Here is a 14,226-nt window from a genome sequence, read left to right as displayed (position 1 = left end):
CGACCGCCGACGGATTGCTTTTTTCCCGAGCAGACACTCCACTGTCTCGGTGCGGGCCATCGGTCGGGAGCGTCGTGGCGCTCGCGACCGGGTCGGAACGGGGACGGCGTCGCCCCGCTGTTCGACGTGTCGAGTGCGGATCGGAATGTCGACGCGATCGCTGAGCAGTCTCGCTGTCCTCGCGGCGGTCGCAATCTGGCTGGCTGCCGAAATCGTACCCAAGCTCCTCGGAAACGGCGGAGCCTTGTGGGAGATCGTCCACGGCGAGTGCGTTCCCCATCAGCTGCGCGGAGAGGGGCCTGCACCCTGCAGCTTGGTCGACCTGCAGGGTGGCGTCGAGAAGGGGTACGCCATTCTCAAGGACCTCCGGGGACGCGCGCAGTTTCTCCTGATCCCGACCGCACGGATCACGGGGATCGAGAGCCCCTTGCTCCTCGAACCCGGCGTGACGAACTACGTCGCCCAAGCCTGGCGCGCTCGGACCTTCGTCGAGGAACGTCTCGGGCATCCGCTCGACCGGCGCGACGTGAGCCTTGCGGTGAATTCCCGGCTTCGACGGACCCAGGGTCAGCTGCACATCCACATCGACTGCGTGCGCCGGGACGTCCGGGACACCTTGAACCGCCTCGCCTCCGCCATCGGTGACAGCTGGGCTCCCCTGAGCGAGCCGTTGAACGGTCGCCGGTTCAGGGCGAGGCGGGTGCTGGGGGACGATCTCGGCACGACGGACCCGTTCATGCTACTGGCGCGCGACGGCGACGCGCGATCCGCCATGGGCGAGCATTCGCTCGCCGTCGTGGGGGCCGACTTTCCGGACGGCGGGGCCGGCTTCGTGATCTTGGACGGCCATGTGACCAGCCGTTTCGGCGAGGCGGCCAACGCCGAGGCCCTGCAGGACCACGCCTGCGGCGTCGCCGCCAAGCGCGCGCCGACCGAGATGAACCGTCTGGAATTCTGACGCGGGCCGGCCGGATCGCCGTTCCAGGCGCGGTTGATCCGACGCGCAGCACCGCGCTCAAGACGGCCTCCTGAACAAGGCGGCTCGAACCGGCCGGTCATCGCCGTGGATCAGCGGGCTGCCGTCGTCAGGCGGGCACCGCACCCTCCGCCCCATCGCTCAGCAGCGGCTGCACCGCATCCCGGCGCCGCGTCCGGCGTTCCTTCCCCAGATGCGCGAGACGCCCCGTGGGTGTCCGGTAATGCCAGCGGATCGAGAACGGTCCCGGGAACATCCGGTCGGAGAAGTATGAGGCCGCCGGCTCGATCGTCGAGAGCAGGGCGTCCGCCTCGGCGTAACGGCGATCGTAGATCCACGGCCGCCGCGCCATCTCGCGGTCGTTCAACCAGTAGGGGCTCCAATCCGCGGTCGTCTCGATCACCTCCCGCGCGTAGTCGACGCCGTAATCCAGCGCCCCCTCGACCGTGGCGTCGATGTAGGATTGCAGCAGCGGGAAATCGTCGCTCGCGGCGGCAAGATGCGTGGCGGCGTCGTCGGCGGGCACGTAGGTCCAGATGGTCCCGCACGCCGGCAGAGACTGCCACGACACGGCCTCGATCTGCTCGATCGGCACGGGAACGCGCCGGTAGCCCGCCTCTCGCAGATCGAAGGCCGCGAGATCGGCCGGATCCACCGGATACATCACGCCGTTGACCGTCATGGTCGCCTCACCGCGGCGCGGGCGCCGCAGACCGAGGGCGGTGAAGCCGCTGGGACAGCGGAACACCCAGGCTCTGAGATAGCCGAACTCCGCCGAGAGCCGTGCAGGGATACCGGCGATCGGCGTCGCCGAGGTGTGGTCGCGCAGGTGCGTGTTGATCAGCGAGCCGTACCCGAAGATGAAATCGTTCGGCATGTTGGACATCCGGCGGCCCCAGTAGGCCGACCGCGGCGGCGCACTCTCCGTACCGGACCGGTGCCTGCTCATGCCTGACTCCCCGCGGTCGCGTGCCGGCCACCCGCGGCGCGGCGGCAGGAGGCATCCGTTTCGATCTGCTCGGCGGATGCATGCTCAAGTTTCCTGGCGGGACTGTGTCGGACTTGTCGAGAATTGGCCAGTGTGCGCCGGTGGAGACTTGTCGATGAGGACGGTGAGATCTGAATTCGTAGCGCGACGATACCGGAGAGCGACCCAGCCGCGCACCGTCGCGCCGATCCGCACGGCGAAGGGGAGAGCGAGGACCGGGACCACCGTGGTGGCCAGATAGAGTTCGGTGGCGTGCGAGAGGGCGGTGCCGGCGGCGGCCCAGGTCAGGCTCACGTTGCGGTTGCCGGCCACGAGGGCGATCGTGAGGGCGCGCGTCCGCCCGAGCGGCGAGAAGAGGACGCCGCTCACGAGCCCGAGCCCGAGATTGAGGCCGGTCGCGATCGCCAGGCAGGTGAGGACGTATCCGCGCTGCGTGCCCCAGGCGCCTCTCAGCGAGTCCGCCATCGTGAAGCCGACGAGGACGAGGCCGAGCACGGCGATGCCGGATGCGGCCTGCATGTCCGGGATCAGTCCCTGCAGGCGGCCCTTGGCGCTCGACAGGGCCAGGGAGACAAGGCCGGCCGGACCGACGATCAGGGCGAGGTGCACGGCGAGGGCTGCGGGGTCCATCCGGACGCCAGCGCAGAGGGCGACCGCCAGGAGCGGAACCGTGAGCGGGGTGAGCAGCGTCAGCCCGATCGTGTTGACGAGGGCGAGCCGCGGGTGGAGCCCGAGTATGGCCGCGATGGCGGCCGCACCGCTGATCGGCGGCGCCAGAACGGACATGAGGATGCCCTTCCGGAGATCCTCGCCGATCCCGGCCAGCAGAAGCAGGGCGGCCATGGCGGCGGGAACACCCAGCCCGTTCCAGGCCAGCGCGAGGGCGATCGCGGCGCGTCCTGATCCGCCCTCGCGCGGCGCGAAGTTGGCCGTCTGGAACGAGCCGAGGGCGAGCAGGAAGGCCGCGATCGGAAGCAGTCCGACGGCCTGGCTCGAGAGGAGCGGGACGAGGCTGCCGAGGATGAGGGAGGTGACGAGCAGCGTCGGCCCGTGCCGCCCGAGCGCCGTCAGCAGGACTCCCACGCGATGCACGGCAGCGGCCCCCGTCCCAAGGCTGATCCCCATGATGCGCCGAGTCCCGATAGAGAGGCAACGCGATGCGTGCACGGCGCGTGTTCGGGCCGCCGACGTTGGACTGGCCGGGCCTTCGGGGGATGAAGACCGTGGCCCGGCGCCGCTCCCGCGGCATCGCGTTCAAGCGTCAGGTCGGGTGGAGGAGTTGTCCGACGGGACCCTGCTCAGTCTCGAGATTCAGAGCCGCTTGTCTCAGGGGTCCAACTTGCACCTTCATCCTGAGGTGACCGCGTCAGCGGGCCTCGCAGGAGAGCTCCAAGGATCGCGAGACATCTGGAGGGCTCCTTCGAGGCCTCCGTCGCGCTCCGGCACCTCAGGATGAGGTCAAGATCCGGATCCCCGTTGCCGTGCACGCGGTTGGAAGGTCGAACGGGCTTGCAGGCACGGCGCCGCGGCCGGGACGGTCATTCCCCCGGCGGCCGGCTCGCGATCTCGCGTTGCCATGGGCTCAGTTCGTCGCGCACCGCGCACGCCCCCGACCCGTCCGGGGTGACGACGCGCGCGATGTCGCCGCTCAGCGCTCCCTCGCCGCCCGGACCGGCGCTGCCGGCCCGCGCAGCGCGCGCGATCTGCAGCCGCTTGTTGGCGGATATGAGCATCATGTCGGCCTCGGCGAAATCCGCATCGTCCGTCATCAGGAGGATGCCCTCGGCCCGGCAGAATCGTTCGATGACGACGTCGGTGAAGTCACGCCGGGCGCGGCAGGCCGCGTCGACGATGTCCATCACGCCGAGATGCTCCGGACCGATCGGGATGTAGCGGCCGGCGTCGACGATGTTGAGGCAGGCCTCACGGATCGCCGCCGCCACGCCCTCGTAGGCGGCCGACCGCCGGAAATCCTTGAACGCGATCTGCTTCGGGCCGGAGGCGAGATGCGCGTTGTAGGCGATGCGCGCGCAGGTGTTGCAGAACTCGTTGATGATGTAGTCGTTGTAGACGATCTCGTTGCCGTTGCGCAGCAGCGCATCGTAGGCCGCGCTGTAAGCTTCCACCTTCGATCGCGGCGCGGCTTGGTTGAAGCCCTCGATCATGATCCAGACGTTGGTGTCGAACAGGATGCGCGAGCGGACCACCGTCGCGGCTTGATCGGTGGAGATGACCCTATTCGGCATCGACTTCGGCGATCTCGGCGAAAGCGGATCTCTGGCCCTCAGGGTCGCGGAAGAACAGCTTGGCGCGATCGACGACCAGCTTGAGCTGAATGCGCTGGCGCGGATCCGCATCCAGCGGGGGCGCCAGATGGCGGCGCACCGTCTCCTCGGAGAACGTCCCGTAGAGCTGGCCCACCGCGGTGTTGAGGAACGCCGTGGTCAGACGTGTCACGGACGTGAACGAGAGCACGACCTTGCGCTCGTCGACGATGTGGTCGTGGATGACCTCGAAGACCTTGTGTCCGTCCAGAGCCGCGACGCAGATCCCGCTGCCGACGACCTGCGCGATGCACACGTGAGCTTCCCTCATGCCGGTCACCAGATGCTGTACGGATCCGGCGCTTCGTCCAGATCGTAGGGTTGTCGGTCGGACGTGTCGATCTCGAGGACGACGACGGTCCCGGGATACGGGGCGCCGAGGGCGCGCTTGCACGCCTGCGCGCCGGTCTGGCGCCAGAACCCGCCCCCCGAGACGATGGTCATCTGGCCGCCGTTCAGGGCGATGAAGTCCCGCAGGACCTTCGAGCCGAGGCCGCCCGGAATGTCGCCGAGGCGCGTCGTGTTGTAGGGCTCCATGGCCCAGGCGATCGCGTCCTCGGCGCTCTGCGCGTCGCCGAGCTTGGCGCGCACGGCGCTCGGGATGCCCTGCCCCCCGTCGGCCATGCAGAAGGCCAGCCTGTGCGCGCGGGGATAGTATTGGCCGCCGACGATGATCGGCTGCGTCGCGTGCGCGTGGAGCACCGCGTTGGCGAAGAGTTCGTCCAGCCCCTCGAAGAATCGGCGGCGGAGGGCGGTGGTCATCCGCGGCATCTCGGGCCGGTCGAGGTGCCGCTTGGCGTACCAGCTGAAGGCCGGCCCGTCATCCTCCTCGAAGGCGGTGATCGGCATCACCGTGTTGAAGCGGTCGGGCTTGCGGGCAAGGATCAGGTGGTTCTTGCAGAAGGTGTCGCGCAGCCGCGGGGCCATCCCCGTCAGCGAGACCGCGTTCCCGCGGCTGCCCGCCTTGCGGAAGACCGTGTCGAGCGCCGCGGTAAGATGGCCGTCGACCCAGCCGACCCTGGAGAGATCCACGATGATGTCGGTATCGCTGTGGGCCGAGAGCGCGCGGTGAAGGCCGGCCATCGTGCCGAAGCCGGCGGCATTGCCGATCAGACTTCCCCGCGCCGCTGCGCCGGGCTCGGGTCCGAGATGGATGTTGGCGACCGCTCTCACACCGTTCGTCTCCGCGGGCCACGGGCCGTCATACGGCGAGGGCCGGGGCGGCGTGCCGCCCGGCCCCCTCATTCAAGCGCCTGATGCGCGATCAGTAATGGGTGCAGTGCGGATCCATCGGTTGCGGAGCGCATCCCACAGGCTCGCAGGGCTGCGGGGTGGGATGACACTCCGGCGCCGGCGCGCACGGCGGGGGCTCGCAGGGCGAGGGTTCGCAGTGCGGGGCCGGGTCGCAGCCTCCGCCAAGCGACAACGACACGCTGGCGACGATATCGGGGATGAGGCCCATTGTCTGACTCCCAATTCAGTTGGTTCTCTGGTTGCGTTGCACGCTCCCCGGAAAAGATCCCGAGAGCGTTTCAGTAATTGCGAGCATCGCCCGCACCAAAATAGTATTCGATGGAAGATTACTTGCAAGCATAAAATGCGACTTATTGAAAAATTATTTTTTCTGAGCGCTCAAGCATCGGACATCAACTGCAACGAAGACCTCGATGCATTCACATCTATCGGACTGGTGCCGGACAGCCGTCCGGCTCGTCGATCGTGCGCGTTGCCTAGACGAGCCCGTGGAGCATGCCGTTCGCCGAGGCGAGGCCGTGCTCGTGCGAATCCACGTTCTCGGTGTAGGACAAGCCCGCGAAGCCCACATGGACCGGCGGCGCCACCACCGCTTCCGGCGCGGCATGCGCAACTTCAACGGCGTGGCTGCCGGCCTCCGCGTGGCCGGCCTCCGCGGGCGCGGACCCGGCCGCGCTCGAGGCCGGCGTCGCGGACGCGTCGTGTGTTTGCGACGGCTCGGCATGGGATGATCCAAGATTGATCGTCCCGCCGACGGCCGATCCGACGGCCGCGCCGACGCTTTCGACGACCGGCGCATTTCCGGTGTGGCCGACGGCTTCGGCCGTCGTGCTCTGCGTCGCGCCGGCCCCCGTCAACGCGGAGGCGTGCTCGACAGCCGGCTCGGCGGTCGTCGCGGCATGTCCCTCACCGGCCGATGCGGTTCTGGCCGGCGCGGCCTCCTCGACCGTGGTCGTCCCGTGCGGCCCCGCAGTGCCGGAGACGAGGGAGGTGACGGCGGACGAGACTTCGTGGAGCGCACCGGAGGTGGCCGCGGCCGCGTGTTCGGCGGGGCCGGCCGCATTCGCCACCGGGTCGATCGACCCCGAGCCCGCGTGGCTCTCCGTGTGGGCGGGCGCCTCCAGGACCTGCGTGACGGTACTGACGGGATCCGCGGCGTGGGTCGGGGCCGCCTCGACCGCGTGTTCCGTGATCGCGGAGGCGAGCGCCGTCACGCCGGAATGGCCGGCCTGTCCGTTCGTGCTGGACGCAGCCTCCTCGGCGACGGCCGTCGCCGCGTGCGGCCCCGAACCGGCGGGTGCGAGGCTCCCCAGGACGGACGATACGTCGTGAAGCGCCCCGGCGGTTGCCGCCGTCGCGGGATGCTCGGACAGGCCGGTCGCCTCCGCCAGGGTCCCGACCGGCCCCAGGTCGAGGGGGCTTTCCGTGTGCGAGGGCGCGTCCTGAACCTGCGCGACGGTGCTGACCGGATCCAGGTTGCCGATGGACACGGCCTCGACCACGTGCTCCGTGAGCGCCGAGGCGAGCGCCGGCACGTCGTGGGATGCCGCCCCGCCGACGTCACCGGACAGCAGGCTCTCCGTCGCGGCGAGCGCGGTGTGGGCACCGTCATCGACGTGGGAGACGGTCCGGTCGATGGCCTCGACGAGCCTGCTCGGGACCTCCTGCGCCGTCGAGACCGCGGTGCCGACGAGGGGGAGGTCGGGCCCGATGCCGTCCGGAGCGAGCGCGACGGGGGACGAGACCATCCCCGACAGGCCGTGCTCGAGCGTGCCGCTGAGCGTTTCCGTCAGCGTCCCGACGACGGGAGCGACGGCCGCGACCGCGTCGGGCAAAGCGGCTGCCGTTCCCGTGACGGAGGCGAAGCCGGGCAGGCCGTGTTCGAGCGTGCCGCTGAGCGTTTCCGTGAGCGTCCCGACGACGGGAGCGACGGCCGCGACCGCCTCAGGCAACGCGGCTGCCGTTCCCAGGAACGACCGCGTCAGTGGGGCCGTGAGGTCCAGCGCATCGACGGTCTGGGCCAAGCTTCCGTCGAGAGCGGTATGGACGAGCGCGTCCGCAGTACCGAGGACCGTGGGAACAGCGGCTGCCACCCCTTCCCCGATCCGCGACGTCACGGCCGCCTCGGCGTCGACGACCGGGGCGGTCAGCGCGTCGAGATGCGTCGAGCCGGCCCCGACGGCGGCCGGCATCGACCCGCCGTCGTGGCCTCCGGGCTCGAAGGTGTTTCCCAGGACGTTCGGCAAGCCCACGGCCGGCGGAAGCCGGCCGGCCACCGCGAATGCGGCGGATTGCGCCATCAGGCTCTGCACGATCGCGGCGGCGTCGGTCGTCGGACCAACGCTCTGGTCGACCGCGTCCAGCGGGGCGGATGATCCAGGCGCGCTCGTGGGCGCTTGGCCCAGGACGTGGCTCTCCTGGCTGCTCTGGGCGCCGGGCACGACCTCGTGGGAGGTTCCGGCGATCGCCACAGGCATCCCGCCGCCCTGCGGCGGCTCCACGGGTTGCTGTGCGACGTGCGCCGCCGCATCGGCGGGCGCATCCGGTGAACCCTGGGCGACCAAGTGGGTCCCGCCAGCCGAAGACGCGTGCGCGGCCCCGTCGAACGGCGCGTCGGTCGCGCCCCCGCCGGATGGTCGTCCGCCGCCTGCGCGGCAGCGCGCGTATCCCGCGCCTCATTTCCGTGCGGGTCCGGATGATCCTTCGCGGTCTCCGCCCGGAGGTCCTTGGGATAGAGCGCGCCGAGCACCATGCTGCTGGCGACCGCGCTGAGGACGGCGGCCTCGGCGGCACCTCGTCCATCCGCCGCGTCGCGCTCCCGCGCCGCCCGCACCGCGTCGTCGCCGGATTCCCGGGTCGGGCCGGTCCGTTTGCCGGATGCCGTCCCCTGGTCCTTCGCGCGCGGCAATGCGGCGCCGACGGCAGGAGATTGACGGTCCGCCTCGTCCGCCGGGGCGGAGTCCGTCCGGAGCGTGTCATCTCTCATGGAACGCTCCTGTGATCTGATCGAGCAGCGGGGCGACGAGGTAGTCGAAGAAGGTGCGCGGCCGCGTGGTGACGACGATCTCCGCGGGCATGCCGGCCTGGAGTTCGACCTTCGATCGCGCGACGTCGTCCGGGTTCATCCGCACCAGGATCGAGTAGTAGCCTTCCCCGGAGCGATCGTCGGTCAGGCGGTCTGCCGAGACGGTGGCGATCTCGCCGCTGATGATCGGACGCTCGTTGCGGGTGAATCCGGTCAGACGGACGTCCGCCCGGCGGCCAGGAACGACCTCGTTGATGTCGTTGAGCTTCAGGCGGGCCTCGACCATGAGCGGGTTCGATTTCGGGACGATGTCGAGCAGGCGGGCGCCCTGCTGGACCACGCCGCCGCGGGTGAAGACCGACAGGCCGACGACCGCCCCCGTCGCCGGCGCGGTGATCCGCGTGCGGTGGACGACGTCCCGCGCCGCCTCGATCTTGGGGGCGATCTCGGCCAGGCTGGACTGGGTCGTGCGCAGGTCGTTGGTGATCTCCGTCATGCGATCGCGGTCGAGCTTGGCGATGTCGAGCTTGGCCGAGGCGATGGCCTGATCCGTCGCGGCGATCTCGGACCGCTTGGTGCCCTGGTCGGCCAGGAGCTTGGCGGCCTCGCGCTCCAGGGCCAGCACCCGGGTCTTCGGGGTCAGGCCGCTGGTCAGGAGGTAGCGCGCGCCCTTGGCCTCCTCCTCGATCAGGTCGGCCTGCCGCACGAGACCGTTCAGGGCGGCCTCGGATCCGCGCCGCTGGTCGCCGAGCTGCCCGATGCGCTGGTTGAGCAGCCCGGACTGGATATCGTACTGGCGCTTGCGGGCGATCATGACCGCGCGCTCGTTCGCCATGGCCTGCGCCACGGCGGCCTCGGCCCCTTCCGCGGTGCCCTGCGCCGGGCGCATCAATCCGAAGTCGGGTTCCGGCCGCCCGTCGCGCTCGGCCATCAGCCGCGCCTCCTCGGCGAGCAGCGCGTTGCGCTGGGCGACGAGCACGTCCAGGTTCGAGCGCGGCTCGGTGTCGGAGAGCGTCATCAGGATCTGACCCGTCCGGACGGTCTCGCCCTCCTTGACGAACAGATCCCGGACGACCCCGCCGTAGGGATGCTGCACCGTCTGGCGCTTGCCCTCGACCTGGAGGGATCCCTCGGCGACGGCCGCTCCGGAGACCGGCGCCAGAAGGCCCCAGGTCACCACGACCGCGATGAAGACCGCCAGGACGCAGAGGCCGACGAGGGCCGGAACCGCCGGATTGGCCCTGAGGACCCGGTCGAGCAGCCCGGAATGCGCCGGGTCGTTATCCTGCGTGAGGGGGAGTGGGGCGACCGTGCCGGACATGTCCGTCGCTCCTTCAGGCGGCCGCCGGCGCCGGAGGCGCCGCGGCGGATCCCTGGCCGAGATTCAGGTGAGCCCCGACCTCGTCCGGCGTGCCGAAGCATTCGAGGCGCCCGCCGCGCACCAGCATCAGCGCGTCCACCACTTCGAGGATGGTCGTGCGGTGCGTGATGACGATGATCGTCGTCCCCTGGGTCTTGAGGGCGAGGAGCACGTCCTTCAGGGCGCCCTCGCCCGTGGCGTCGAGGTTGGCGTTCGGCTCGTCGAGCACGAGGAGCGAGGGCCGGCCGAGCAGGGCACGGGCCAGGCCGAGGCGCTGGCGCTGGCCGCCCGAGAGGCCGACGCCGCCCGCGCCGAGCGGCGTGTCGTACTGGCGGGGCAGGTCGAGGATCATCCCGTGGATGCCGGCGAGCTTGGCGGCCTCGACGATCTCCTCGATGTCGGCCTGACCGAAGCGCGCGATGTTCTCGCGGACGGTCCCCGCGAAGAGGCCGACATCCTGCGGCAGGTAGCCGACCTCGTGCCCGAAGATCAGCGGGTCCCAGTGCTCGTAATTGATGCCGCCGAAGCTGAGGCGGCCCGAGACCGGTGCGATCGCGCCGATCAGCAGGCGCGCCAGGGTGCTCTTGCCGGCCCCGCTCGGCCCGATGATGCCGACGGCCTGCCCGCTGGTAATCTCGAAGGTCACGTCGCGCAGGACCGGCGTGCGCTTGTCCGGCAACGTGAAGGACAGCTCCTCGGCGGCCAGCGCGTTCTGGCTCTTCGGCACGATCGTGCAGCGCGCCGACACGGGCACCTCGGCGAGCAGCTGCGAGACCTGGGCGTAGCCGGCGCTGGCGCTCTTGAGCTGCTTCCACGTCGCCACCGCCTGCTCCACCGGCACCAGCGCGCGGCCCATGACGATGCTGGCGGCGAAGATCGTGGCCGGCATGATGGCGTGATCGATCGCCAGCCACGCACCGGTTCCGAGCATGAGGGACTGCAGGAGCAGCCGGGCGAAGCGGATGCTCGACGTCATCGCGGCGTTGCGGTCGCTGGCCGACGCCTGCAGTGCCAGCATCGCGCGGCGATTGACCTGCCAGTGGCGCTCGACGGCCGGCTGCATGCCCATCGCGGTGACGACGTCGGCGTGCCGCAGGATGTTCTCGGTGAAGGTGTAGGATTGCTGCCCGGCCTCCTCGGCGGTGCTCAAGGCGGAGCGCGTCATCAACTCGTTGAAGATCGCGAGGCCGAACAGGGTCGCGGCGCCGAGCGTCGCGACGGTTCCGAGGACCGGGTGGATGAGGAACAGGAGGGCGAGGTAGAGCGGGATCCAGGGCAGGTCGAAGGCGAAGTGGATGCCCGGGCCCGTGACGAAGGTTCGGAACTCGTCGAACTGCCGGAGTTGCTGCGCGCTCTTCGAGAAACCCTGGCGGGCCGAGCGCACCACCAGCGCCTCGAACACGCGGCCGGCGAGCTTGGCGTCGAGCCGGATGCCGCAGCGGATCAGGATCTGGGCCCGGACCGCGTCCAGGGCCGACATCGTGAGCAGCGCGACGGCCAGGATGATCGTCAGCATGACGAGGGTCGGCACGTTCTCGCTCACGAGAACCCGGTTGTAGACCTGCATCAAGTAGAGGGGGGAGCTGAGATACAGGATGTTGATCACGCTGCTGAAGACAGCCGCCATTCCGAAGTGCGGCCACAGCGAACGCAAGGCACGACGAATTTCTTAATTCTGTCTTCCGTCTGCGGCTTGCACGAACTCATCCTCCGTCGCACGAAGGCGGATGGACCCGGCAGCATCAGTATTTGCCAATCAATTCAGTATATCAGCATTGATGTGCCGGACGTTAGGCGTCAGGGGAACATGATAAGCCGGTATAATCAATCATTGCGCTTCATTTTCCGAATTTCGGAGGTGATTAGTGAACTCAATACGGGGCGCAGCGCTCGCGATATCAATCGCTGCACCGCAGTGGCGCACCACCCGAAAAATCCGGCAAAGCCACTCCAAGACCTTCATTTTTCGGAGACGCGCATCTGCGAGACCCGATTTTTGAGGCTAAAAGCTCGACAATTCAGTCAATCACATGGGGTGCATAGCAGATATGAACCATATGCATAAGAACGGGGGCACTCTTTCCGGGCGTCGCGGCCGCTAAAGGGCTTCGACTTCAGCCCAACCCTGGTGCGGGATGGCCGCGATAGCTCTGGAAGAACCTGTTGCAACTCGGCCCGCGCGCGGCTGCGACAGGGTTTCGCCCGCCGACCGGCTTGTGCCTGACGAGGTCTATCGACGCTGTCCGCGGTCCATCGCCGAGGCGGGCCGGCCGCTTCCGGCGAGGATGGGAAGCGGACCTCCCCGTCACGCCGGCCCTCGGCGGATGACGCTGCCGGCACGGACGTGGCGTCACCCGACGCCGGACATGCGTCGGCTGTGTCTCGGAGACCCATCCGTCACGGGGATTCCAGTCGGGCAGCAACTTCGTTCCTGCGCAGGAACGGCAGGGCGAAGGGCGGGTCGTAGCCCATGAACATCGGGGCCTCGCGCGTCCGGAGGCCGGCCGCGGCCAGCGCCCGAGCGAGGCTGGCCTCCTGCTCCGCCCGGACCTCGGGCGTGACCCGGCCGGAGAAGCGCAGCGCCGCGACGCGCTCGGCCGGAACCTGGACGAGACGGACGCCGGCCTCGGTCGGCTCGGGCGGCCCGGCCTCGGCCACCGCGCGCGGCAGGAAGAACCGCATCGTGCCGGCCGCCCCCTGCTCGACCGGGACCGTCATGGCGATGCGGCTCCCGGCTTGGTTGGCGCCCGTGATGTAGCGGAAGAGCCGGCCGAACGCCGCGCCGTCGCCCTGGCCGCGTGCGTCGGTCTCGACTGCGAGCCGCGGCGCGTAGGCGCGGATCTCGACGCCGCGGTCGAGGCGCTGGATGACCGTGTAGGCGGGCTGCTCGTACAGGCCCCGGATGCCGAAGATCCCGAGAACCGATTCGAGCAGCGTCACGAGGATGTAGGTGATCTTGTCCATGGTGCTGCGTCCGGCTGGTCAGGAATCGCGACGGGTCGTCCCGGGGCGCGGGGGCCGGCGGGAGCCGTCAGGCCGCGATCAGGTCGGGGATGGCGCGCTTCAGGCGGAAGAAGCCCCGGGTCGCGAGCGGCCAAGCCGTCTCGTCCCAGGCCCGGCGCAGCCGCAGGCAGCCGCCCGGCAACGCCGCCGCGGAAGGGCCGAGCGGAGCCCAGGCCGTCACCACCGGCAGGTCACCGGACCAGCCCGCGCGGACCGGATCGGCCGGGCAGCCGAAATGCGCCGCGGCGCGCGCCAGCGCGTCCACCATCGCCGCCGCGTCGGCGGACCGGACCCGGTCCGTCGCGCCCTCGACATGCGCGAGCAGACCGCCGACGCGGGCGATCCGGGCGGGCCCGAGGGGGAGGCTCTCGGGATGCAGGTCGTCGAGATGCAGGAGCAGGGCGACCGGCCCGTCCGGCATCGCGTCGGCGGCAGCGAGCGGCACCTCCCGGGGCGGCATCGCCTCCTCCAGCGGCGCCGCGTCCTCGTCGAGGCCGGCCGGGTCGTGACGGCCCTCCGTGAACCGCCGGATGTTGTCGCGCCGGGCACGGTAGGCCTTGCCGCGGGTGTGGAGGCCCGCGACCCACCGCCAGGAGAGCGTGTTGCTGGCCGGATCGCCGTCGAGCAGGTGACGCAGGAAGAAATCCGCGCCGAGCGGCCAGGGGAGCCGCAGGGTGAAGATCCAGATCGACGCGAACCACATCCGGGCATGGTTGTGCAGCCAGCCGGTGGCGACGAGGTCTCGGGCCCAGGTGTCGAAGCCGTCGAGGCCGGCGCGCCCGTCGACCGCGGCCTCGTAGGTCCGCCGCAGGCCCGGCTCGGCCGCGAGGCGCGCCCGTGCCTCGGCGAGGTCGGACAGGTAGCGGGTCCAGGCCTCCGGGTGGGTCTCGAGGTGGCCCTTGAAGTAGGTCCGCCAGAACACCTCGGTCACGAACGCCTCCGCACCCGCCGCCCCGAGGGCCGCGACGGCGGCCGTCGCGACCTCGGCCTCGGTCAGGAGCCGGCGGCGCAGGTAGGGCGAGAGCGCCGAGGTGGTCGGCGGCGCGTCGGGCCCCCGGTCGGTGTTGCGCGCCTCCGCGTAGGCGGGCGCGGCCTCGGCGAGGAAGGCGGACAGGCGTTCGAGGCCGGCGGCCCGGGTCATGGGGAAGGTGCGGTCCATGGCGTGGAGGTAGGGCGATGGTGGCACGAGCGGGTGCGGTGCGCGACACGAGACCGCGCAGGATCGACCCTCCCATCATCCCACCTCATCCTGAGGTGCCGGAGCGCAGCGCAGGCCTCGAAGGAGGCCTCCAGGAA

The 14,226-nt window shown here is 70.1% G+C and carries 11 protein-coding genes; 1 reads left to right on the top strand and 10 read right to left on the bottom strand.

Features of this window, described 5'->3' with window-relative positions:
• Positions 1–145 precede the first annotated feature (145 nt).
• A complete protein-coding gene (locus tag MMSR116_RS08610) occupies positions 146–958 on the top strand; it encodes a CDP-diacylglycerol diphosphatase (protein ID WP_010684719.1) in 813 nt (270 codons plus the stop codon).
• 127 nt (positions 959–1,085) lie between these two features.
• Here the strand turns inward: MMSR116_RS08610 and MMSR116_RS08605 are convergent, their stop codons facing one another.
• From MMSR116_RS08605 to MMSR116_RS08560, 10 genes are all read right to left on the bottom strand, one after another.
• Positions 1,086–1,853 (bottom strand): gamma-glutamylcyclotransferase family protein, encoded by a 768-nt coding sequence (locus MMSR116_RS08605; protein WP_010684718.1) that lies wholly within the window; start codon positions 1,851–1,853, stop codon positions 1,086–1,088.
• 156 nt (positions 1,854–2,009) lie between these two features.
• Positions 2,010–3,047 carry a hypothetical protein gene (locus tag MMSR116_RS08600; RefSeq protein ID WP_051072227.1) on the bottom strand — a complete coding sequence of 346 codons (1,038 nt, stop codon included), beginning with the start codon at positions 3,045–3,047 and terminating at the stop codon, positions 2,010–2,012.
• Positions 3,048–3,502: 455 nt separating this feature from the next.
• A complete protein-coding gene (locus tag MMSR116_RS08595) occupies positions 3,503–4,210 on the bottom strand; it encodes a PIN domain-containing protein (RefSeq protein WP_010684716.1) in 708 nt (235 codons plus the stop codon).
• Positions 4,200–4,559, bottom strand: coding sequence for an STAS-like domain-containing protein (locus tag MMSR116_RS08590; protein ID WP_039893743.1), 360 nt, complete (start codon positions 4,557–4,559; stop codon positions 4,200–4,202). The genes MMSR116_RS08595 and MMSR116_RS08590 overlap by 11 nt, the downstream gene beginning before the upstream one ends.
• Positions 4,560–4,564: 5 nt before the next feature.
• On the bottom strand, positions 4,565–5,461 hold the full coding sequence (locus MMSR116_RS08585; RefSeq protein WP_010684714.1) for a hypothetical protein: 897 nt from the start codon (positions 5,459–5,461) through the stop codon (positions 4,565–4,567).
• Positions 5,462–6,018: 557 nt separating this feature from the next.
• Entirely contained in the window at positions 6,019–8,019 is a 2,001-nt protein-coding gene (locus tag MMSR116_RS08580; protein WP_158168637.1) for a hypothetical protein, read from the bottom strand.
• Between the two features lie 498 nt (positions 8,020–8,517).
• A complete protein-coding gene (locus MMSR116_RS08575; RefSeq protein ID WP_010684711.1) occupies positions 8,518–9,888 on the bottom strand; it encodes an HlyD family type I secretion periplasmic adaptor subunit in 1,371 nt (456 codons plus the stop codon).
• A gap of 13 nt (positions 9,889–9,901) precedes the next feature.
• Positions 9,902–11,554 carry a type I secretion system permease/ATPase gene (locus tag MMSR116_RS08570; protein ID WP_083920260.1) on the bottom strand — a complete coding sequence of 551 codons (1,653 nt, stop codon included), beginning with the start codon at positions 11,552–11,554 and terminating at the stop codon, positions 9,902–9,904.
• A 770-nt stretch (positions 11,555–12,324) separates the two neighbouring features.
• Positions 12,325–12,891: an SOUL family heme-binding protein gene (locus tag MMSR116_RS08565; RefSeq protein WP_010684708.1), complete on the bottom strand. Its 567-nt coding sequence runs from the start codon at positions 12,889–12,891 to the stop codon at positions 12,325–12,327.
• Positions 12,892–12,958: 67 nt separating this feature from the next.
• Positions 12,959–14,089 (bottom strand): FAD-binding domain-containing protein, encoded by a 1,131-nt coding sequence (locus MMSR116_RS08560; protein ID WP_010684707.1) that lies wholly within the window; start codon positions 14,087–14,089, stop codon positions 12,959–12,961.
• Positions 14,090–14,226 lie beyond the last annotated feature (137 nt).

The sequence above is a fragment of the Methylobacterium mesophilicum SR1.6/6 genome (assembly GCF_000364445.2).
Classification (GTDB): Bacteria; Pseudomonadota; Alphaproteobacteria; order Rhizobiales; family Beijerinckiaceae; genus Methylobacterium; species Methylobacterium mesophilicum_A.
This window is presented reverse-complemented; position numbering and strand designations above follow the sequence as displayed.

What these genes read in the sequence shown, in the direction of transcription:
- MMSR116_RS08610 (WP_010684719.1), top strand. Translation starts at nt 146, where the DNA reads ATGTCGACGCGATCGCTGAGCAGTCTCGCTGTCCTCGCGGCGGTCGCA.
- MMSR116_RS08605 (WP_010684718.1), bottom strand. Translation starts at nt 1,853, where the DNA reads ATGCCGAACGATTTCATCTTCGGGTACGGCTCGCTGATCAACACGCAC.
- MMSR116_RS08595 (WP_010684716.1), bottom strand. Translation starts at nt 4,210, where the DNA reads ATGCCGAATAGGGTCATCTCCACCGATCAAGCCGCGACGGTGGTCCGC.
- MMSR116_RS08590 (WP_039893743.1), bottom strand. Translation starts at nt 4,559, where the DNA reads ATGAGGGAAGCTCACGTGTGCATCGCGCAGGTCGTCGGCAGCGGGATC.
- MMSR116_RS08580 (WP_158168637.1), bottom strand. Translation starts at nt 8,019, where the DNA reads ATGCCTGTGGCGATCGCCGGAACCTCCCACGAGGTCGTGCCCGGCGCC.
- MMSR116_RS08575 (WP_010684711.1), bottom strand. Translation starts at nt 9,888, where the DNA reads ATGTCCGGCACGGTCGCCCCACTCCCCCTCACGCAGGATAACGACCCG.
- MMSR116_RS08570 (WP_083920260.1), bottom strand. Translation starts at nt 11,554, where the DNA reads ATGGCGGCTGTCTTCAGCAGCGTGATCAACATCCTGTATCTCAGCTCC.
- MMSR116_RS08565 (WP_010684708.1), bottom strand. Translation starts at nt 12,891, where the DNA reads ATGGACAAGATCACCTACATCCTCGTGACGCTGCTCGAATCGGTTCTC.
- MMSR116_RS08560 (WP_010684707.1), bottom strand. Translation starts at nt 14,089, where the DNA reads ATGGACCGCACCTTCCCCATGACCCGGGCCGCCGGCCTCGAACGCCTG.